Here is a 21,223-nt window from a genome sequence, read left to right as displayed (position 1 = left end):
GGGACACCCGATGACCACCCAGCTGATCGCGGTCGCGGTCCTGCTCGTCGTGATCGCCTGGCTCGCCGCCTGTGCGGAGGCCGGCCTGGCCCGGACGACCAGCTTCCGGGCCGAGGAAGCCGTCCGCTCCGGCCGCCGCGGCAGCGCCAAGCTCGCCGCGGTCGCCGCCGACCCCACCCGCTACCTCAATGTCGCCCTGCTGGTGCGGGTCGGCTGCGAGATGGCTGCCGGCGTCCTGGTCACCTACACCTGCCTGCGCTCCTTCGACAGGACGTGGCAGGCGCTGACCGTCGCCATCGCCGTGATGGTGCTGGTCTCCTATGTCGCCGTCGGCGTCTCGCCGCGGACGATCGGCCGTCAGCACCCGCTGAACACCGCGACCGCCGCCGCCTACGTCCTGCTGCCGCTGGCCCGCATCATGGGGCCCGTCCCGCAGCTGCTGATCCTCCTCGGCAACGCCCTCACCCCCGGCAAGGGCTTCCGCAAGGGCCCGTTCGCCTCCGAGGCCGAACTGCGCTCGCTGGTCGACCTCGCGGAGAAGGAGTCGCTGATCGAGGACGAGGAGCGCCGGATGGTGCACTCCGTCTTCCAGCTCGGCGACACCCTCGTCCGCGAGGTGATGGTGCCGCGCACGGACCTGGTCGCCGTCGAGCGCTTCAAGACCATCCGCCAGGCGCTCACCCTCGCCCTGCGCTCCGGCTTCTCGCGCATCCCGGTGACCGGCGAGAACGAGGACGATGTCGTCGGCGTGGTCTACCTCAAGGACCTCGCCCGCAAGGTCCACATCAGCCGCGACGCCGAGAACGAGCTGGTCTCCACGGCCATGCGCCCCGCCGTTTTCGTCCCCGACACCAAGAACGCGGGCGATCTGCTGCGCGAAATGCAGCAGGACCGCAATCATGTCGCGGTGGTCATCGACGAATACGGCGGCACCGCCGGCATTGTCACCATCGAGGACATCCTGGAAGAGATCGTCGGCGAGATCACCGACGAATACGACCGGGAACTGCCGCCCGTCGAGGATCTCGGCGACGGCCGCTATCGCGTCACGGCCCGGCTCGACATCGGCGACCTCGGCGAGCTGTACGGTCTGGCCGAGCTGGACGACGAGGACGTCGAAACGGTCGGCGGACTGCTCGCCAAGCTCCTCGGCCGGGTGCCCATCGCCGGTGCCACCGCCGAGGTCGACCTCTCCGCCGACGCGTCCGACCCGGGCCTGGAGGCGCTGCGGCTGACCGCGGAGTCCCCGGCCGGCCGCCGCAACAAGATCATCACGGTGCTGTGCGAGCCGGTGCGTCCCCAGGGCGCGACCGCGTCCCGGGAGCCCTGGGCGGGCGGGCGCTCCGCCGGCTGAACGTTCCGGGAATTCCCCGCGTAATTCCTTTGACGGCGGAAATTCCCGCCGTCGCGCTCCATGGCGTTACTTATCTCCAGTGCACCGGAAATGTTCTGCAAGCCATTTCCGGGGAGCCTGGATTCTGTCGCGCACCTCATGGAAAGATCTTCAGGCGGTCGTCGGGAACGAGACGAGCGCCATGCGGGAGAGATATCGCGAGAGAAATCTCGCCGCGCAGGCTGCCCCGGAGCGGGGGACCGGGGCAGCCACCTTCTCCGTCAGCCGCGGCGCGTCGTACGCACCGTCCGCAGCCCGGCCGCCACGAGCAGCGCCACCACCGCGACCAGCGCCGCGTCCAGGCCGAGACCCAGCTTGATGCCGCCGAGCGTGGCGTCCGCGAAGCCGCTGCCGTCCGCCCGCAGTGCGGCGATATGAGCCGAGGCGACCGCGCTCAGCAGCGGAATGCCGAGGGTGATGCCCACCTGCTGCGAGCTGGTGACCAGCCCGGTCGCCAGGCCCTGCTCGGCGTCCGGGACGCCGGAGGTGGCGGTCACGCCGTAGGAGATGATCGCCCACAGGTGGCCCAGGCTGGCGAAGGACACCGAGGTCAGGGCCAGCCACACCCCGCTGCCGGTGCCCAGCCCCAGCAGCGTGGCCGTGAAGCCGGCTTGCAGCAGCAGCCCGGTCAGCAGGGTGCGGCGGGCGCCCAGCCGTCCGATGACCTTCGGGGCGACGAGACCGGCGACCGCCGAGACCACGCCCTGCACCCCGAAGACCAGACCGGTCAGGAAGGCGGACAGCCGCAGCACCTCCTGGAGGTAGAGCGTCATCAGGAAGACGGCGGTGCTCATCATCGCGAAGGTCGTCAGCCCCGCCAGATTGCCCCAGGCGACGGTCCGGCGGCGCAGCATCGGCAGGGACACCAGGGGCTGGTCGGCCCGTGACTCCACCCGCACGAACGCGGCCAGCAGCGCCAGGCCGGCGACCAGTGTCACCAGCACGTCCGGGTGGCCGAAGCCCTGTTCGGCGGCGGTCGACAGCGCGTAGATCAGCGACAGCAGGCCACCGGTGACGGTGACCGCCCCGGGCACATCGATCCGCGGCCGCCGGGGATGCCGGGACTCGGTCAGCAGCACCGGGGCGGCCGCCAGGACCGCCACCCCGGCCACGGCCAGCAGGCCCATGGTCGAGCGCCAGCCCAGGGAGTCCGTCATCACCCCGCCCAGCACCATGCCGATGGTGAAGCCCATCGAGAGCAGGGTGCCGCTGATGCCCAGGGCGCGTTCGCGCTGCGGGCCCTCGGCGAAGGTGGTGGTCAGCAGGGACATCCCGGTGGGCACGATGACCGCCGCGCCCAGTCCCTGCAGCGCGCGCCCGGTCAGGAACACCGCCGGGGACCAGGCGAGCGCGGCCAGCACCGAGGCCCCGGTGAACAGCGCGAGCCCGATGAGGAACAGCTTGCGCCGCCCGAAGAGATCGGCGATCCGGCCGGACAGCAGCAGAAAGCCGCCGGAGGGCAGCGCGAACGCGGTGACCGCCCACTGCAGGTCGGCCTGGCCCATGCCCAGGTCCCGGCCGAGCACGGGCAGCGCCACGTTCAGGATGGAGAAGTCCAGCGCGATGATGAATTGCGCCGCACACAGCAGGAGCAGGACGAGCTTGGTGCGCGGGGTCATCCGCGCGTCGGCCCGGGCGGAAGCCGGAGCGGGCGGGGCGGCCGCCGCCGGCGCCGGGTCCGCGGCCGGGGAGGCGTCCGCCCGGGGGCCCGCACCCGGCGGGGTGCCGGTGGGCGGGGAGGTCTCGGTTACTGGCATGCACCGAGCCTGTGGCCCCGGAATACGCCGTGGGGAGCGGGAACTTATCGTGGTGTCCGCACCACCAGCCACGCTGACAGGGGGAGAAACGTGGCCTCGAACACTGCCACTCAGGACACCGCGCGCCGCCGCCAGGAGCTGCGGGACTTTCTGATGAGCCGCCGTGCCCGGGTGACCCCGGCCGAGGCGGGCCTGCCCGACGGCGGCCGCCGTCGCACTCCCGGACTGCGCCGCGAGGAGGTCGCCGTCCTCGCCGGGGTCGGGGCGTCCTGGTACCAGTGGCTGGAGCAGGGCCGGGACATCACCGTCTCGCCGCAGGTACTGGACGCGGTCGCCAGGGTGCTGCGGCTCAACGGCGCCGAACGGCGGCATCTGTACGTCCTGGCCGGGCTGAACCCGCCCCAGCGGCAGGATGCCGAGGAGCTGGGCCTCACCGATGTGTGCGCGGGCCTGCAGCGGCTGATCGACGCCTGGATGCCGTTCCCCGCGCACATCATGGACCCGTACTGGAACACCGTCGCCTTCAACGAAGCGGCGCATCTGGTGCTCGGCCACGGCCGCCCCGGGGTCTCGCCCAACTGCCTGATCGCGTTCTTCACCGACCCCGTCTACCGCGGACGGTCCGCGAGCTGGGAGACCAACGCCCCCCTGGTCGTGGCCCAGTACCGGGCGGCATGCTCGGCGCGGCCCGGCGACGAGGGCTTCGACGCGGTCGTGCGGGAGGTCTCCGGGCTCAGCACGGAGTTCGCCGGGCTCTGGGGGCGCGGCGATGTCCAGGACGGCGGGACGCTCCACAAGGAGATGGACCACCCGGTCGTCGGCGACCTGCTCTTCGAGTCCACCCAGCTGCGCATCCCGGTCCGCCCCGACCTCACGATCGTGCTGCACAACCCGCGCCCCGGGACGCAGACCGCCCAGAAGCTGGAGTGGCTCACCTCGCCGGAGGGCCGGCGCGGCCAGATGTCCTCCGTGGCGGGGTGACGTCCCGCGGGACCGCGGCCGGTCCCGCTCCGGCCTGCCCGCCGCCCCTTTCCCGCCGCCCGATGCCGCCCCCTTTCCCGCCGCCCGCCCCGGCCCGGAATATGCTCGCCCGTATGAGCGAAGCCGCACCGCTGGACCCGGAAGACCGCAAGATCATCACGCTCGCCCGTTCGGCGCGGGCCCGCAACGGCGTGCCCGAGGGCGCCGCCGTCCGCGACGAGACCGGCCGCACCTATGTCGCCGGCACCGTCGCCCTGGACTCGCTGCAGCTCAGCGCGCTGCAGACGGCCGTCGCGATGGCCGTCGCCAGCGGGGCCACGTCCCTGGAGGCCGCGGCCGTGGTCACCGACGCCGAGCGCGCCGCCGACGCGGACCGCGCGGCCGTACGGGACCTGGGCGGGCCCGCGACGCCCGTCCTGCTCGCCGGGCTCGACGGGACCCTGCGCGCCACCGTCCCGGCGGGCGACGCACAGGCCTGAGCGCGCGGAGCCGTACGACGGCGAACGGGGCGGGCCGCCGGGCTCCGGCGGCCCGCCCCGCCCCGGGCACCGCGGGCCGCGTACGGGGCCCTGGTGGTCGGAGCCGCGCCCGGGATCGGGGAGAATGGGCGCCATGAGCGTTCGTACAGAGTCCTCCGCCGCGCACCGCGCGGGCTTCGCCTGCTTCGTCGGCCGCCCCAACGCGGGCAAGTCCACCCTCACGAACGCTCTCGTCGGCACGAAGGTGGCCATCACCTCCAACCGCCCGCAGACCACCCGCCACACGGTCCGCGGCATCGTGCACCGCCCCGAGGCGCAGCTGGTCCTCGTCGACACCCCGGGTCTGCACAAGCCGCGCACGCTGCTCGGCGAGCGGCTGAACGACGTCGTACGGACCACCTGGTCCGAGGTCGACGTGATCGGCTTCTGCCTGCCCGCCGACCAGAAGATCGGCCCCGGCGACCGCTACATCGCGGCGGAGCTGGCCGACATCAAGAAGACCCCCAAGGTCGCCATCGTCACCAAGACCGACCTGGTCGACTCCAAGGCACTGGCCGCCCAGCTGATCGCCATCGACCAGCTCGGCAAGGAGCTGGGCATCGAGTGGGCCGAGATCATCCCGGTCTCCGCGGTCGGGGACACCCAGGTGGCGCTCCTGGCCGATCTGCTCGTGCCGATGCTCCCCGAGAGCCCGCCGCTCTACCCCGAGGGCGATCTCACCGACGAGCCCGAGCAGGTCATGGTCGCCGAGCTGATCCGCGAGGCCGCGCTGGAGGGCGTCCGCGACGAGCTGCCGCACTCCATCGCGGTGGTCGTCGAGGAGATGATCCCGCGCGAGGACCGCCCCGCCGACAAGCCGCTCCTCGACATCCACGCGAATGTCTACATCGAGCGCCCCAGCCAGAAGGGGATCATCATCGGCCCCAAGGGCAAGCGCCTGAAGGAGGTCGGCACGAAGTCCCGCAAGCACATCGAGGCCCTGCTCGGCACGCCGGTCTTCCTGGACCTGCACGTCAAGGTCGCCAAGGACTGGCAGCGCGACCCGAAGCAGCTGCGCAAACTGGGCTTCTGAGCCCGGCCCGGCCCCCAGGGCCGCAGGTTCGGCGCGGCCCCTACGCCACGCTCCGGATCCGGCGCACCAGCAGCGCCCCCACCAGCCCGACCGCCGCCGCGACGGCGTACAGCATCCGGTAGCCGCCGAGGTGATGGACGAGCGGCGCGGCCAGCACGGGGGCGGCCACCTGCGGCAGCGCGTTGGCGACGTTGATGACGCCCATGTCCTTGCCGCGGTCCGCGGCGGCCGGCAGCACCTGCGTCATCAGCGCGAAGTCGACGGACGTGAAGACGCCGAACCCCACCCCGAGCAGCGCCGCGGCGCACAGCGCACCCGTCCACGTCTGCCACCCGGCCAGCAGCCCGGTCGCCACCGTCATGATCACCCCGGCCCAGAGCACGAACGGCTGCCGCCGCCCGACCCGGTCCGACCAGAAGCCGCCGACGACGACCGTGCCGAGCAGGGTGACGGCGTTGACCGCGGTCAGCACCAGCACCCCGCCGCCCGGGTCCGGCCGGTGCAGCACATCGCGCAGGTAGTACAGCAGGTACAGCAGGGCCAGCGCGTTGCCGAGGTTGATCAGGAACCGGGTCAGCCAGGCCCAGCCCAGATCGGGATGGCGGCGCGGACTGATCCAGAAGCCGGCGGCCAGCGCCCGTACGCTCAGCTCCGGGCGCCGCTCGGCCGGCAGCACCGGGTCCCGGTGCAGCAGCACGTACGGGAGGGCGCCCAGCACCACGAAACCGGCGCAGGCGAGATAGCCCGCGGCCACCGTGCCCGCGGCCGTCGCCAGGCCCGTACCGGCCACCACGCCCAGGATCTGCGCCGCACCCAGCCAGCCGCCCACCGCCCCGCGCTGCCGCCGCGGCACCCGGTCGGGCACCGCCGCGGTGATCGCCGCGAACGCCGCGTTGAGGGTGAGCTGCACCAGCGCCCACCCCAGCACCATCCCGGCCACCGTGCCCGCCCCGGCCAGCAGGACGAGCGCGCCGGTCCCGCCCGCGCTCCCCGCGACGATCCACGGCGTACGCCGCCCGAACCGCGAGGCCGTACGGTCCGACAGCGCCCCGAACAGCGGGTTGGACACCATCGAGACGACGGCCCCCACCCCGGTCACCCACGCCAGCACCGATTCCTTCGGCGTCCCCGGCGGCGCGAGCTGGGCGGCCTGCAGCGCGAGCAGGATCTGCAGCGGCCCGTACCACCCGACCCAGATCGCCCCGTTGGCCAGCGACAGCGCGGCGGTCCACGTCCGTCCGGCTTCCTCCGACGGCTCCGCGAGCGCCTCGGGAGCCGGGCCGCTCATCCCCGGGCCTGCTCCCGCAGCACGTCCCGCAGCCAGTGGTACGAGGCCTTGGGCGTCCGCTCCAGGGTCGCGTAGTCCACGTGCACCAGGCCGAACCGCCGGGCGTACCCCTCCGCCCACTCGAAGTTGTCCATCAGCGACCAGACGAAGTAGCCCCGGACGTCCACCCCGGCCGCGATGGCCCGGTGCAGCGCCCGTAGATGCCCGTCCAGGAACGCGATCCGCTCGCCGTCCTCGACGCCCTCGTAGGAGCATCCGTTCTCGGTGATCACGACGGGCGGCAGCCGGTCCCCGTACCGCTCCCGGAACGACACCAGCAGCTCGGTCAGCGCCTCCGGCACCACCGGCCAGCCGAAGTCGGTCCGCGGATACCCCGCGATCTCCCGGGGCGCGAAGGGCAGTTCGGGCGGCAGCCGGATGCCGCCGAAGTCGGCCGTCCCGGCCTCGTCCGCCCCCGGGGCGCCCACCAGCGTCGGCTGGTAGTAGTTGATCCCGTACCAGTCCACCGGCTCCGCGATGACCTTCAGATCCTCCGCGACCGGCCCCGGCAGCAGCGCCGCCAGTTCCTCGTCCGGATACCGCCCCAGGAGGACCGGCTCGGCGAACAGCCGGTTGAGCAGCAGGTCGTACAGACCGGCCGCCGCGGTGTCCGCCTCCGACGCGCTCGCCGTCCACGTCGGCCCGTGCGAGTTGGCGATCCCGATGCTCCGCGCCCCGCGGGCCCGCAGCGCCTGCATGGCCAGCCCGTGCCCCAGCAGTTGGTGATGCGCCGCCGGCAGTGCCTCGAACAGCAGCTGCCGCCCCGGTGCGTGCTGCCCCAGCCCGTACCCCAGCAAGGTCACCTCGGCGGGCTCGTTGAGCGTGATCCACCGCTCCACCCGGTCCCCGAGCCGGGCCGCCACCACGTCCGCGTACGCCGCGAACTTCTCGGCCGTGTCCCGCACGAGCCACCCGCCGCCCTCCTCCAGCGCCTGCGGAGTGTCCCAGTGGAACAGCGTCGGCACCGGTGCGACCCCCGCCGCCAGCAGCGCGTCCACCAGCCGGTCGTAGAAGTCCAGCCCGGCCCTGCTGACCGGCCCGCTGCCGTCCGGCACCACCCGCGGCCAGGCCACCGAGAACCGGTAGGCCCCGACCCCGAGCTCCGCCAGCAGCGCCACGTCCTCCCGGTAGCGGTGGTAGTGGCCGGTCGCCACCCGCGGATCGGACCCGTCCTTGATCCGCCCCGCCTCCGCCGCGAACACATCCCACACCGACCGCCCCCGCCCGCCGTCCGTCACCGCCCCCTCGATCTGCGGCGCGGAGGTGGACACCCCCCACACGAAGTCACGGGGGAAGCGGGGCAGGGCAGTGGGCACCGGTTCGCTCGTCATGCCCCCGGATCTTTGTAACCGGCGGTAACGGTGTCAAGGGGGCGGTGCGGCACGGGAGTTGAGGGGCGGCGGAGGCGGCGGTGCGCTACCCCGCCTCAGGGATGTGCGGCACCTCGGTCGGCAGGCCGTCCAACTGGGTTGAGAGGCAGCCGATCTGCCGGTCGCTGAGCGCGCCCCGGAACGCCCGTACGTCGTCGATCGCCCCGGACCAGTGGTCCCCGAAAGTGCCATGGCTCTTGGCCCGTCCGACCTGGAGGGACCGCTGTGCGGTGAAGGAGCGTGCATGGTCTGCCGCCGGCACCGCCGGGACGCACTGCGGATCGTCGGCCGCCCCGTCCCCGTTGTCGTCGAAGCACGTGGCGGTGCCGAACTGGCCGTTGACGTAGAGGCGGAGCTGCTGGGCCGGTGCGTCGTAGACCACCGCGAGGTGGTTCCAGTCCGCCCCGCTGTTCCAGGCCCCCGCGTTGACCGCCGTGACGGTCCTGCTGCCGGCCGTGTCGGTCCGCGCCATGGTCGCTTCCCATGCCGCTCCGCCGGCCCGGTGCGCGAGGGCGGGGACGAAGTCCACCCGGAAGCTGCTGGTGGCGTTCCCGGCGGCGCTGACCAGCGTCATCCGGCGGGTGGGTTCCTCGACGTCGGCCTTCACCCATGCGGTCATCGTGAAACTGTTGCCGGTGTCGACGGGCACCGCACTGGAGGAATACCCCCGCTTGCCGTCCAGGAGGAGACCTCCCTCTCCCATGAATCCGGCGCCGGGCACCAGCCTCGCGCCGCCACCCGGCGTCATGGCCGGGCCGCCCGGCACGGAGTTGACGCCCGCCTCGGACGCCCGGTCGAACTCCCAGCGGGCAGTGACCTCCCGCGGGACGGCGTTCCCGGCAGGGGGCTGCGCTGTAGTGGACGTCTGCCCGGCGCCGGAGGCCGTGACGGCCGTGGGGGTATGGGGCGCCGCCCAGGCGGACGGCCCGAGAGCCACGGAAAGCGCCCCCACCAGGAGCCCGCTCAGCCCCGCCACCCGTATCGGATGCAAGCGCCTTCGCTGTGCTGCCGCAGTTCTGTCTGCCAAGTCCCCCACCTCATCGACGAAAAGGCATGCGCGGGCATGCTGTGAACGTGCTGTGGGCGGGAACTTAAGCGCAGCCGGGGCGGGTTGCATAGCTCCATAAAGCACGACCAAAGGTGTGGAGCGGGTATTCCGGGCTGTTGGTGCAGGTGATACGGATCACCACGCGCTGAGGTTGTACGACTTCAGAACGTGATAGTGGCGAGAACGCGCCCGAAGCGCCGCCCAAAGCCCCGCCCAAAGCCCCGCCCGCGGCCCCGCCGGAAGGCCGGCGGCCGGGCCCTGCGAGGCCTGCCGGGAGCGGCTACGACCCTTCCTTCATCACCTTGGTGATCAGCTTGCGCTGTTCGTCCGTGAGCCGCGGATCGGAGCAGTACACCGTCCGGCCGTCGACCGTGATCTGGTAGCTGAAGCCGTCCGGTACCCCGACGGGGGGCTCGGTGCGGGCGGTGGCGACGGCGCGTTCGGCGAGGGACTGCCAGTCGCGGGCGTCAGGGCGGTCCGAGGTGTCGACCTCGGCGCGACGGTCGACGCCCGCAAAGCCGCCGGTGCGGTGAACATGGATGCGCATAACGGTCTCCTCCGACGTCCTCCGACGGACTTCTACCCCGTACGGCCACGCTAACCGTGCGTGGGGCGGGCGGGCCTGCCGGCGCCGCCCGCCCCACGGACCTCGTGGCGCCGTTACTTCGGGGTCACTCCGACCTGTGTCCAGGCCTTGACCATGGCTTCGTGCTCGTCGCCGGCGCCGAAGCGGGCCTTGGCCGCCTTGACGGTGAGGGCGGCGAAGTCGGCGAACTTCGCGTCCTTGCTGAGCTTGCCGCCGGTCAGGACGTCGTACCAGACCTGGCCCGCGCGCTCCCAGGCCTTGCCGCCGAGGGCGGTGGCGGCCAGGTAGAAGGCGTGGTTGGGGATGCCGGAGTTGATGTGGACGCCGCCGTTGTCGTCGGTGGTGCGGACGTAGCCCTTCATCGTGGCGGGCTGCGGGTCCTTGCCCAGGACGTCGTCGTCGTACGCGGTGCCCGGGGCCTTCATCGAGCGCAGCGCCGTGCCGGTGACGTTCGGGCCGAGGAGGTCGGCGCCGATCAGCCAGTCGGCCTGGTCGGCGGTCTGGCCGAGGGCGTACTGCTTGATCAGCACGCCGAAGACGTCGGAGACGGACTCGTTGAGGGCGCCGGGCTGGCCCTCGTAGGTGAGGTTGGCGGTGTACTGCGTGACGCCGTGGGTGAGTTCGTGGCCGATGACGTCGACAGGGATGGTGAAGTCCTTGAACAGGTCGTTGTCGCCGTCGCCGAAGACCATCCGCTCGCCGTCCCAGAAGGCGTTGTCGTACTTCCGGCCATAGTGGACGGTCGCGTCGAGCGGCAGGCCGGCGCCGTCGATGGACTTGCGGCCGTAGATCTTGAGGTAGAGCTCGAAGGTGGCGCCGAGGCCGGCGTGGGCGCGGTTGACGGAGGCGTCCTTGGACGGGCCGTCCGATTCCGCGTGCACCTTGTGGCCGGGCAGGTTCTCCTGGTGACGGGCGTCGTAGATGGTGCGGCGCGGCTTGTCGGCGGCGGCGTCGGGCTCTCCCGGGGTCAGCCCGCCGCGGGCGGCGAGCTCGCGGCGCTCGGCGCGCCGTGCGTGGTCGTGCTCCAGGGTGCGGCGGGCGGGCTCGTGCCGCTCCGGGTCGTCGGACTGTGCCAGGTTGTCGAGGATGTGCGGCGGGATGATCGTGCAGAAGACGGGCGTGTGGCGGGTGGCGGGATCTGATGGTGCGTCGTTGAGGTCCATGAACAAACGGTGGCACTGTGTAATGCAACTGTCACTGCCTGCGGCCGAAATTCCCGAAAAAGTGTGGTTGGTCGCATTTGGGGAACAACGGGCGTCCGGTCCCGCATACTGATACGCGACCGCCGGACAGGGCGCACCTCGGCTAAGGTGCTGTGCATCATGCGTTTCGGGCTGCTTCTCCTTAGCTGCCGCGGCGAGGGCCTGTAGTCGTAGGCCGACCCCCTCCCCGCGGAGTTCGGTGTTGCGATTTTCGCCCCGTCGGCCTCTCCCTGACTCCGAGGAGCAGGGGGACCCCAGCGGACATACGAGGAGCCCCACGCACCATGACGAATCCGTCGAGCCCCGCAGACCACGCCGTCGGCCGGCCCACCCCGGTCACCAATGCGACGCAGCTGCAGCGGCCCTCCGGTATGCCGGTCCACAAGTACCGCCCCTACGAAGCCGTCGACATCTCCGACCGCACCTGGCCGGACAACCGCATCACCGCCGCGCCCCGCTGGCTGTCGACCGACCTGCGTGACGGCAATCAGGCGCTGATCGACCCGATGTCGCCGGCCCGCAAGCGCGAGATGTTCGATCTGCTGGTGCGCATGGGCTACAAGGAGATCGAGGTCGGCTTCCCCTCCTCCGGTGAGACCGACTTCGCCTTCGTCCGCTCCATCATCGAAGAGGGTGCGATCCCCGAGGACGTGACGATCTCCGTCCTGACGCAGGCCCGCGAGGAGCTGATCGAGCGCACCGTCGAATCGCTGCGCGGCGCCCGCCGCGCCACGGTGCACCTGTACAACGCCACCGCGCCCACCTTCCGCCGGGTCGTCTTCCGCGGCTCGAAGGAGCAGGTCAAGCAGATCGCCGTGGACGGCACCCGGCTGGTCATGGAGTACGCCGACAAGATCCTGGGCGACGAGACGATCTTCGGCTACCAGTACAGCCCGGAGATCTTCACCGACACCGAGCTGGACTTCGCGCTGGAGGTCTGCGAGGCGGTCTGTGACGTCTGGCAGCCCGAAGAGGGCCGCGAGATCATCCTGAACCTGCCGGCCACCGTCGAGCGCTCCACGCCCTCCACGCACGCCGACCGCTTCGAGTGGATGGCGCGCCACCTGTCCCGGCGCGAGCACGTATGCCTGTCCGTGCACCCGCACAACGACCGCGGCACCGCCGTCGCCGCCGCCGAGCTGGCGATCATGGCGGGCGCCGACCGCATCGAGGGCTGCCTGTTCGGCCAGGGCGAGCGCACCGGCAACGTCGACCTGGTGACGCTGGGCATGAACCTGTTCTCCCAGGGCGTCGACCCGCAGATCGACTTCTCGCAGATCGACGAGATCCGTCGCACGAGCGAGTACTGCAACCAGATGGAGATCCACCCGCGCCACCCCTACGCGGGCGATCTGGTCTACACCGCCTTCTCCGGCTCCCACCAGGACGCCATCAAGAAGGGCTTCGACGCCATGGAGGCCGAGGCCACCGCCGCCGGCAAGACCGTGGACGACATCGAGTGGGCGGTCCCGTACCTGCCCATCGACCCCAAGGACGTCGGCCGCTCCTACGAGGCCGTCATCCGCGTCAACTCGCAGTCCGGCAAGGGCGGTATCGCCTACGTCCTGAACAACGACCACAAGCTGGACCTGCCGCGCCGGATGCAGATCGAGTTCTCCCGGATCATCCAGGGGAAGACCGACGCCGAGGGCGGCGAGGTCACGCCCGCCGCCATCTGGTCCGCCTTCCAGGACGAGTACCTGCCGAACCCCGAGAACCCGTGGGGCCGCATCCAGGTCAAGAACGGCCAGACCACCACCGACAAGGACGGCATCGACACCCTCACCGTCGAGGCCGAGGTGGACGGTGCGGAAACGGTGCTGGTCGGCAGCGGCAACGGCCCGATCTCCGCGTTCTTCGACGCGCTGCAGAGCATCGACATCGACGCCCGGCTGCTGGACTACCAGGAGCACACCATGAGCGAGGGCGCCTCCTCGCTGGCCGCCTCGTACATCGAGTGCGCGATCGGCGACAAGGTGCTGTGGGGCATCGGCATCGACGCGAACACCACGCGCGCCTCGCTGAAGGCGGTCGTCTCCGCCGTCAACCGCGCGGGCCGCTGACCCGGCAGCCGCACCGCCCTACGCGCCCCCGTCGCTCGCACCGAGCGGCGGGGGCGCCGTTGTGCGACCCCGCCACCTGAAGGTGGGGTTTGAACTCCCTTCAGGTCACAGTGAGTAAGCGTGTCAGTACTTTTGGTGACCGGCGCTCGTCGGACAGGCCACGGCGCCGGACACCAAGGACGTGCAGATGAGCAGACACGGCATGCCCGCACTCTCCCGGCTCCTCCTCGCGGCGGCGGCCTCGCTGGCCGTGGTGGCTTCCGCGCTCGCCCCGGCGGCCTCCGGCGCACCGGCGCGGGCGGCGGACCGCCCGGAGTATGTGGCGCTCGGCGACTCGTACAGCGCCGGGGTGTTCGTCCGCCCCTGGGAGGAGCACGACGGCTGCGGCCGCTCCACGCGCAACTACCCGCACCAGGTCGCCCATCAGCTGGGATTCCAGCTGAGGGACGTGACCTGCGGGGCCGCCGAGGTCGTCGACGGGATCCTGGGGCCCCAGCCGGCATCCAAGATCTACGGACCGCCGTCGATCCCGCCGGAGGGCGGCTGGTCCGATCTGCCCCCGCAGCTCGACGCGTTGAACCCCGGCACCGACTACGTCACCGTCGGCATCGGCGGCAACTCCCTCGGCTTCGGGTCCATCGTGACCAAATGCCTCGAACTGGGCATCAGTAAGCCCCTGCAGACCAAGCCCTGCACCAACTACTACACCGGCGCGGGCGAGGGGGCGGACTGGCTCGACGAGCGGTTCGCGCAGCTCGACGCGGACTTCGGGCACATGATGACGGCGATCCACCGCCGCGCACCGCACGCCAGGGTCGCCGTCGTCGGCTACCCCGCCATCGTTCCGGACGGCTCCGGCTGCTCGTTCCTGCACTGGAACCAGCTCGGCAGCGTCAAGAAGGGCGACATGCCCTGGCTGGACGGGCTCGAAAAGCATCTGAACGGGCTGCTCCACCGGCACGCCGACCAGCACGCCGCCCTCTACGTCGACACCTACGGGCCCAGCGTGAACCACGGCGTGTGCGAGAGCGGGGACGCGAAGTGGATGTACGGCGTCAGGGACAACCTCACCGGTGACGGCCACCAGACCGACGAGCCCTCGGAGCTGTGCAAGTCCATCCCCGGCTCCGGCGAGGCCTGCACCTTCGTCCACCCCAACGCCCGCGGCCTGGACAACCAGGCGCGGCAGGTGACCCGGGCGCTGATGACCTCGATGGGGTGACGGGCGGCCCGGGGCGATCCGGCCGTACCCCCACCGTTTTGGCCAAGCCCGCCCCGGGCCGACCGGGGCCCGCGGCCGCCCCGTCCGCGGCCCGCCTCCGCACAGCCACGCTGTTCACGGCGTCCACAGGCCTCTGCCCCTCTTCCCGGAGGGGCAGGGGCCTTCGTCATCCGGCCAGTTGTCCGGTACGAGGTGCTGACGTCGCATCACGTATGTGGCTAACATCACGTCCAATGCGACGAGGGGGCCATGGGGGCACTACTCCAGCTACCGCTGGGGGACCCCGCCCGTGCCGTGAGGCTACGGGGTAGTTACGGAGGGCTGACGTGATGCACAAGATGTGTGTGACGGGCGTGCGCACGTCCTGGCGCACCGTCGCCGACGGCGAGTTCTTCTGCCCGGACTGCGGCGGGGACCGCAACTACCTCCGCCGGACCGGCCGCCGCCGCTTCACCGTCCTCGGCGTCCCGCTGCTGCCCCGCGGCGCCACCGGCCCGGTCCTGGAGTGCTCGGCCTGCCACGGCCGCTTCGGACCGGACGTCCTCGACCACCCCACCACCGTCCGCTTCTCCGCGATGCTCAGGGACGCCGTCCACACCGTCACCCTCGCGCTGCTGGCCGCCGGCGGCACCTCCTCCCGTGCGGTCCGCGACGCCGCCGTCGACACGGTCCGCGCGGCCGGCTTCCCGGACTGTTCCGAGGACGAACTGCTGACCCTGCTCGCCGCCCTCGCCGCCGACACCGGCCGGCTGACCGGCACCTACGACGCCGTGACCGGCGGCAACTGCGGGCCCCAGGGCCTGGACCCGTGCGGCACCGCGCTGGCCATAGAGCTCCATGAGTCGCTGGAACCGCTCGCCCCGCACCTCGCCCCCGCGGGCCGGGAGGCGATCCTCCTCCAGGGCGCCCGCATCGCCCTCGCCGACGGCTCCTACACGCCCGCGGAACGCGAGGTGCTGAGCACGGTCGGCAGCGCCCTCATGCTCCGCCCCGCCGAGACGAACCGGCTGCTGGCGGCGGCGCGCACGCCCTCCTGAGGCGGCATGTACCCCCTCCTGAGGCTGCGGTCCGGCCGACGGAACACGCCGCCGCACACCTGACCGGGTCCGCGGCGCGACGGCCGCACGGAAGCCGGAAAGACCCCGCCGCCACAGCAGGGCGACGGGGTCGGACACCGGGAGCGGCCGGCCGGTTCAGGCCGGAGTCAGACGCACCGGCAGGCTGCGCAGACCGCCCGAGATGAAACCGCTCGTGGGCTCCAACTCACTCGCAGGCTCGGCCAGTTGGAGGCCGGGGAAGCGGGCGAAGAGGGCCGGGAGCGCGATCCGGGCCTCCATACGGGCCAGTGGGGCACCCAGGCAGTGGTGGACGCCGTGGCCGAACGCGAGGTGCTCCTTCTGGGAACGCTCGATGTCGAAGCCGTCGGCCGTCTCGCCGTGGAAGGCGGCGTCCCGCCCGGCCGCCGCGTACGCCGGGAGGATCGCCTCGCCCTTGCGGATGGTGGGGCCGTCCGGGATCTCGATGTCCGCCACGGCGAAACGGAGCGGGAGGGCGGCGATGCTGGGGGCCCAGCGCAGCGTCTCCTCGATCACGTCGTTCCAGGGGACCTCGCCCGACAGCACCAGCTCGAGCTGCTCGGGGTGGGTGAGCAGGGCGTGCACGGCGTTGCCGAGGAGGTCGACGGTGGTCTCATGGCCGGCGCCGATGACGAGGAGGAGGGTGTCGAGCAGCTCCTGCTCGGTCATCCGCCGGCCCTCGTCGTCCCGCGAGGAGACCAGGAGACTCGTCAGGTCGTCGCCCGGGTTCTCGCGCTTCTCGCCGACCAGGCCGGACAGCAGCGCATGGACGGCCGCGCCGGTGGCGCCGGCCTGCTCCGGGGTGGCCGTGGTGTCCATGATGGCCTCGACGAGGCGGGCGAGTTCGACGCGCCGCTCGCCCTCCGGGAAGCCGAACAGCTCGCAGATCACCTGCATGGGCAGCGGGTGGTTGAAGCGGGCGCGCAGGTCCACGGGCTCGCCCGCGGGCAGGGCGGCCAGGCCGTCCAGGAGGGCCGTGGTGATGGCCTCCACGCGCGGGAGCATGGCGTCGGTGCGCCGCGCGGTGAACGCCGGGGCGATCAGCTTGCGCAGCCGTCGGTGGTCGGGGCCGTACGCGGTGAACATGTTCGTGACGCCGATCCACGACTGCAGCCAGCTGCCGCGGATGTCGTCGCGCTGCCACAGGGGCCAGTGCTCCCGGGGGTTCTTGGAGACCCGGTCGTCGGTCAGCAGCTGCTTGAGGAGCGTGTGGCTGGTGACCGACCAGGCCTCGATGCCGCCGGGCAGCTCGGTCCGCGCGAGCGGGCCTAGTGCGCGGAGGCGGGCCGCCTCTCCGTGGATATCGCTTCCGACCGGGTCGATGACGTAGGGCTGCTGTCCCTGTTGTGCCATGGAGTGGCTCCTGCCTGGTCGGGGGTGATGGGGGTGAACCGGGCCGGGAGCGCGGCGAGGGCCCGGTGGAACGCACCGTTGCGCCACGTCAACTCGCTTGCGTCCACGGCGAGTTCGATGTCGGAGAGCCAGGCGGTGAGCCGCTCGATCGCGGTGGTGGCGATCAGCAGCGCATGCCGCTTCACGGGGCAGGCGTGCGGACCGGCCGCCCAGGACAGGTGCGAGCCGCCGCCCGAGCCGGGGCCCGCCTGTCCGGTGGTGTCGAACTGGCTGTTGGCGGCCGCGTAGGACACCATCACCAGCTGGCCCTTGCGCACCCAGGTGCCGTGGAAGAAGACGTCACGGACCGGGAAGTGGGCGGAGTAGTTGGTCAGCGGCGGGTCGTTCCACAGCACCTCGTTGATGGCGTCGTGCGCGGTCAGCGCGCCGCCGGAGAGGGTGTTGTAGTAGCGGTCGTCGGACAGCATCCGCGACAGCGCGTTGCCGATGAGGTTGGCGAGCGGTTCGTTGCCCGCGCCCATCGTGAGGATGATGTTGTGGATCAGTTCCTCGTCGTTGAGCGCGTTCGGGTGGTCCATGAACCAGGAGGTCAGGTCCGGCCCGCGCTCGGCCTTCTTCGAGCCGACCAGCTCCATGATGTAGCTGGTGTACGCCTCGTTGGCGGCGGCGGCCTCCTCGGGGGAGTTGCCGTCCAGCATGCCGCCGATGGCCGCGATCAGCCGGTCGCTGTACGAATCCGGCAGCCCGAAGAGGTTGTTGAACATCACCAGCGGGATCAGCCGCGCGTAATCGGCGATCAGATCGGCCTCGCCGTGCGCGCCGAACCGCCGGATCAGGGAGTCCGCGGCGTGGTGGACTCGGGCGCGCAGCTCATGCGGCTCGACGAGCTTGAAGCTGTCGACGACGACGTCCCGGTAGCGGACGTGCGCAGGACCGTCGGCGTAGAAGATGTTGGGGCGCCACATCAGCATCGGCATGACGGGGGAGTCCGGCGGGACGGTCGTCATCCACTCCCGGGAGTCCTTGGACCAGGTGGTGTCGTCGTGCAGCAGGTCGAGGGCGGCCCGGTAGTCGGTGACCAGCATCGCGGTCACGTCCGGTGCGATCTCGACCGGAGCCAGCGCGCCGTACTGCCGCAAATGCGCGTAGATGCGGTGCGGGTCGGCGGCGAAGTCCGGTCCGTAGAGCTTCACCGGCGTCTGTGCGTCGGGCTGCGCCGGCGGGTACTGCTGCGGAGGGGCGGCGTGCGCCGGGCAGCCCGGTGGCGGTGCGGCTCCCGGCTGGTGCGGGGAAGTCACGGGTTCGGGTTCTCCTCGGGGGTGTGGGCCAGGACGTGCCCGACGAGCGCGATGAGCGCATCGACGGACTGCTCCCGGTCGCGGGCATCGCACAGCACCAGCGGCGTCTCGGGGTGCAGATCGAGCGCCTCACGGAGCTTTTCGACGTCGTACTGGGGCGCGTCGGGGAAGGTGTTGACCGCCACCGCGTAGCGCAGCCCGGCCTCCTCGACGATGTCCATCACCTCGAAGGAGTCCGCCAGCCGACGGGTGTCGGCGAGGACCAGGGCGCCCAGCGCGCCACGGGCGATGTCCTGCCACAGCGGACGGAAGCGCTTCTGTCCGGGGGTGCCGAACAGATACAGCACCAGGTCCCCGGGCAGGGTCAGCCGCCCGAAGTCGATGGCGACGGTGGTGGTGGTCTTCTCCCGGACACCGGCGAGATCGTCGACGATCGCGCCGGTCTGGGTCATGACCTCTTCGGTGTGCAGCGGCGGGGTTTCGGACAGCGCACGGATGAGCGTGGTCTTGCCGACCCCGAACGGCCCCGCCACCAGGAGCTTGACCAGTGTCTGGTTCTCGCCGGAGAGGTACATGCTGCCGGTGCTCGCGCCGGCGTGGGCGCTAGGACTTGAGAGAGCGGAGTCCATCGAGAACCCTCTCCAGGATCTGTCGGTCGAATTGCTCGGCTTCGGGAATGGGGACCCGGGCGTGCAGCCGCCCGGCATCGACAAGGTCGGCCACCAGCACCTTCACCACGCTCACCGGCAGGTGAAGGTGGGCGGCGACCTCGGCCAGAGACAGCGCCCCGGGCTGCAGCAGCTCCAGGATGCGGTGCTCCTCCGGGCGTACCTCGCTGGTGATCGGCATGCCCACGCTGTGCAGCAGGCTGAGCCGGTCCAGGGTGTTGCGGCTGGGCTGGGCGCGTCCGCCGGTGGCCAGATAGGCCGGGACGAGGCGCCTGCCGCTGCTCTGGCGCGGGGTCATACGGGGTTGCCCAGATCCCGGGCCGGGCTGTTCATGACCTTGTTGCCCAGCGTCGTCACCTGGATCTGCATATGGTGCGCGACGACACCCATGTTCACCTCCGGACCGGCGAAGACCGCGAGGCAGGTGTTCTCGCCGGCGGGTATCGCGAAGACGAAGCCGTCGTCGGACTCGATGACCGTCTGCCGCAGCCGGGTGTCGTCCTTCCCGGCGAACGCCGCGGTCACGGCACGGCCCGCACCCTGGAGCGCGGACATCATCGCGGCGACACCCTCGCCGGAGTCACGCTGCAGACCCGGCGAGGCGCCCTCGATGAAACCGTCACCGGAGATCACGGCTGCGTGAATAACATGCGGCAACTCCATGAGGGGCGCCAGCACCCAGGACTTGTCCTCGGCAACACGGCGGCGGGTGGGGCTGTTCATGACTGTGCGTTCCCTTCGGGACTGCGAGGGGGTTCTGACTGGGCGGCTGCCCGGCCGGTTTCGGTACCGCGCTGGAGTGCGGCCCAACGGGATCCGGTCTCCTCCGGGGAGCGCGGGGGAAGCGATTCGGTGCGCTCGGCACTCTCATCGAGTTCGGAGACGGGCTGACGGCGGCGCCGGCGCGGCAGCTCGCCCTCGGCCTGCGGGGCGGGCGCCTCGTAGGAGGCCGCGGACGGCGCGGCGGGTGCGGACGGCGCGGCGGGCGCCGCGGCCGGCGGCGTGGCACCGGTCGGCAGCGCGGAGCCGGCCCGGTCCGGCACCCCGGAACGGTGCGGCAGAGGAGCCATCACGGACATCGGCTGGGCGCTCTCGTCGAGGACGGTGAGGAGGGGGTCACCGGGGATGTACACGACCGCACGCACACCGCCGTACGGCGACGGCTCGACATGCACCCCGAAGCCGTACTGGCGCACCAGCTGGCCGGCCGCCGCGAACCCGGACCGCGGCGGGTCGCCGAGCTGGGTGAGCAGCAGGTCGTCGTCACCCGCCAGCAGCTCCATCGCGGCCTTGATCTCGTCGTCGTGCATACCGACGCCGTAGTCGTCGACGATGACGGAGGCGCCGCGGTTGCCCTGCTGGAGGGTGATGGTGACGGGCAGTTCGCGGTGCGAGTGGTGCAGGGCGTTGGCCAGCAGCTCGGTCACCACGATCGCGACCGGCTCCACGGCCCGCGCCACGACGGCGATAGGGTCGCGCAGCTGGTTGCTGACCTGCACCCGCTCGTAGCCGCGCAGCCGGGAGGTGGCGCCGACGACCAGCTCGGCGAGGTAGGAGTCCTCGCGGGTCAGTCCCGGCCAGGCGCCGCAGACGACACCGGTGGCCTGGATGCGCCGCAGCGCCTGCTCGTTGAGGAAGTCCGCGTTCAGCAGGTCCTGGGCGACGTTCGGGTCGTCGTAGCGGTGCTGCATCTCCTGCAGCGACGTCTGGAGCCGGTAGAGCAGCGCCTGGATGGTGGTGGTCGCGCCGCGGAGGGTGGACTGGGCGGCGGCGTCGACGCGCGCCCGCTCCTTGGTGATCGCGTCGCTGACCTGCTCCAGTACGGCGCTCAGGGCCTGGTCGGTCTCCGTACCGGCGAACCGGGCGTCCATCAGCCCCGGGACGGGCACATGCGGGTGGGCCAGCGCCAGCGTCAGGTCGGGGAGCCGGGTACCGGCCAGGTGCCGGATCTCGGCCTCGGTGGCGCGCAGCCGGGCCGACAGCTCCGTATTGCTGTGCAGCGTGGCGCTGTTCTGTTCCTCAGCGGCGGAGAGGCGTGATCTCAGGTCCGCGCGCTGTCCGCGCGCCCGGATCGAGAGCGCCGCCAGGACCACGGCGGCGGCCGTACCTGCGCTGAGGCACCACAACAGCGCCTCCGGTATGGATGTCATCGAGATCCTCAATTGGGGTACTGACTGGGTCGGCCGGCCATCACGGCGTCGTGCTGCCGATCATCACGGGATGCTACCGGGGAGTTGACGTGCCGTGAGGGGCACTTCCCATGGGGGACTGAGAAGTACGGAAGGTCGCCTTCCGCCCGCGATGACCCGGACCATAACGTGATGTGGC

At 71.7% G+C, this 21,223-nt stretch carries 19 protein-coding genes; 7 read left to right on the top strand and 12 right to left on the bottom strand.

The window, feature by feature from the left end; genetic code table 11:
- The first annotated feature begins 10 nt into the window (after positions 1–10).
- Positions 11–1,354: a hemolysin family protein gene (locus tag Scani_RS29385; RefSeq protein ID WP_159480809.1), complete on the top strand. Its 1,344-nt coding sequence runs from the start codon at positions 11–13 to the stop codon at positions 1,352–1,354.
- Positions 1,355–1,614: 260 nt separating this feature from the next.
- Here Scani_RS29385 and Scani_RS29380 read toward each other — a convergent pair whose 3' ends face one another.
- Positions 1,615–3,012: an MFS transporter gene (locus Scani_RS29380; protein WP_159482450.1), complete on the bottom strand. Its 1,398-nt coding sequence runs from the start codon at positions 3,010–3,012 to the stop codon at positions 1,615–1,617.
- Positions 3,013–3,240: 228 nt separating this feature from the next.
- Between Scani_RS29380 and Scani_RS29375 the strand changes: the two genes are divergently transcribed.
- From Scani_RS29375 to era, 3 genes are all read left to right on the top strand, one after another.
- On the top strand, positions 3,241–4,131 hold the full coding sequence (locus Scani_RS29375) for a helix-turn-helix transcriptional regulator (protein WP_246296218.1): 891 nt from the start codon (positions 3,241–3,243) through the stop codon (positions 4,129–4,131).
- A 113-nt stretch (positions 4,132–4,244) separates the two neighbouring features.
- A complete protein-coding gene (locus Scani_RS29370; RefSeq protein WP_159480808.1) occupies positions 4,245–4,610 on the top strand; it encodes a cytidine deaminase-like protein in 366 nt (121 codons plus the stop codon).
- Between the two features lie 124 nt (positions 4,611–4,734).
- Positions 4,735–5,682 (top strand): GTPase Era, encoded by a 948-nt coding sequence (era, locus tag Scani_RS29365; RefSeq protein ID WP_371872388.1) that lies wholly within the window; start codon positions 4,735–4,737, stop codon positions 5,680–5,682.
- A 40-nt stretch (positions 5,683–5,722) separates the two neighbouring features.
- Here era and Scani_RS29360 read toward each other — a convergent pair whose 3' ends face one another.
- The 5 genes from Scani_RS29360 to Scani_RS29340 form a co-directional block, all read right to left on the bottom strand.
- Entirely contained in the window at positions 5,723–6,970 is a 1,248-nt protein-coding gene (locus tag Scani_RS29360) for an MFS transporter (RefSeq protein WP_159480806.1), read from the bottom strand.
- Positions 6,967–8,340: a GH1 family beta-glucosidase gene (locus tag Scani_RS29355; protein WP_159480805.1), complete on the bottom strand. Its 1,374-nt coding sequence runs from the start codon at positions 8,338–8,340 to the stop codon at positions 6,967–6,969. Before Scani_RS29355 ends, Scani_RS29360 begins: the two co-directional genes overlap by 4 nt.
- Positions 8,341–8,425: 85 nt before the next feature.
- Complete coding sequence (locus Scani_RS29350; protein ID WP_159480804.1) at positions 8,426–9,082, bottom strand: LamG domain-containing protein; 657 nt, start codon at positions 9,080–9,082, stop codon at positions 8,426–8,428.
- A gap of 625 nt (positions 9,083–9,707) precedes the next feature.
- Entirely contained in the window at positions 9,708–9,974 is a 267-nt protein-coding gene (locus Scani_RS29345) for a protealysin inhibitor emfourin (RefSeq protein WP_159480803.1), read from the bottom strand.
- Positions 9,975–10,087: 113 nt separating this feature from the next.
- Positions 10,088–11,176 carry a M4 family metallopeptidase gene (locus tag Scani_RS29340; protein WP_159480802.1) on the bottom strand — a complete coding sequence of 363 codons (1,089 nt, stop codon included), beginning with the start codon at positions 11,174–11,176 and terminating at the stop codon, positions 10,088–10,090.
- A gap of 323 nt (positions 11,177–11,499) precedes the next feature.
- On the opposite strand from Scani_RS29340, the gene leuA reads away from it, so the two are divergent.
- The 3 genes from leuA (at position 11,500) to Scani_RS29320 (ending at position 15,537) form a co-directional block, all read left to right on the top strand.
- On the top strand, positions 11,500–13,278 hold the full coding sequence (gene leuA / locus Scani_RS29330) for a 2-isopropylmalate synthase (protein WP_159480801.1): 1,779 nt from the start codon (positions 11,500–11,502) through the stop codon (positions 13,276–13,278).
- Positions 13,279–13,465: 187 nt separating this feature from the next.
- Entirely contained in the window at positions 13,466–14,500 is a 1,035-nt protein-coding gene (locus Scani_RS29325) for an SGNH/GDSL hydrolase family protein (RefSeq protein WP_246296214.1), read from the top strand.
- Between the two features lie 329 nt (positions 14,501–14,829).
- Positions 14,830–15,537: a TerB family tellurite resistance protein gene (locus tag Scani_RS29320; protein WP_159482447.1), complete on the top strand. Its 708-nt coding sequence runs from the start codon at positions 14,830–14,832 to the stop codon at positions 15,535–15,537.
- 156 nt (positions 15,538–15,693) lie between these two features.
- Here the strand turns inward: Scani_RS29320 and Scani_RS29315 are convergent, their stop codons facing one another.
- From Scani_RS29315 to Scani_RS29290, 6 genes are read right to left on the bottom strand one after another with little or no spacing between them, the layout of a single operon-like run.
- The gene (locus Scani_RS29315; RefSeq protein WP_159480800.1) at positions 15,694–16,929 is read right to left on the bottom strand and encodes a cytochrome P450 family protein; all 1,236 of its coding nucleotides are present in this window, start codon (positions 16,927–16,929) and stop codon (positions 15,694–15,696) included.
- On the bottom strand, positions 16,845–18,227 hold the full coding sequence (locus Scani_RS29310) for a cytochrome P450 family protein (protein WP_159480799.1): 1,383 nt from the start codon (positions 18,225–18,227) through the stop codon (positions 16,845–16,847). Before Scani_RS29310 ends, Scani_RS29315 begins: the two co-directional genes overlap by 85 nt.
- Complete coding sequence (locus Scani_RS29305; RefSeq protein ID WP_078889372.1) at positions 18,224–18,802, bottom strand: GTP-binding protein; 579 nt, start codon at positions 18,800–18,802, stop codon at positions 18,224–18,226. Before Scani_RS29305 ends, Scani_RS29310 begins: the two co-directional genes overlap by 4 nt.
- A gap of 28 nt (positions 18,803–18,830) precedes the next feature.
- Positions 18,831–19,193, bottom strand: a complete 363-nt coding sequence (locus Scani_RS29300) for a DUF742 domain-containing protein (protein ID WP_159480798.1) — start codon at positions 19,191–19,193, stop codon at positions 18,831–18,833.
- Positions 19,190–19,618, bottom strand: coding sequence for a roadblock/LC7 domain-containing protein (locus Scani_RS29295; RefSeq protein ID WP_159480797.1), 429 nt, complete (start codon positions 19,616–19,618; stop codon positions 19,190–19,192). The genes Scani_RS29300 and Scani_RS29295 overlap by 4 nt, the downstream gene beginning before the upstream one ends.
- Positions 19,615–21,045, bottom strand: a complete 1,431-nt coding sequence (locus tag Scani_RS29290; RefSeq protein WP_159480796.1) for an ATP-binding protein — start codon at positions 21,043–21,045, stop codon at positions 19,615–19,617. Before Scani_RS29290 ends, Scani_RS29295 begins: the two co-directional genes overlap by 4 nt.
- Positions 21,046–21,223 lie beyond the last annotated feature (178 nt).

Origin of the sequence: Streptomyces caniferus (assembly GCF_009811555.1) — a bacterium.
Classification (GTDB): domain Bacteria; phylum Actinomycetota; class Actinomycetes; order Streptomycetales; family Streptomycetaceae; genus Streptomyces; species Streptomyces caniferus.
This window is presented reverse-complemented; position numbering and strand designations above follow the sequence as displayed.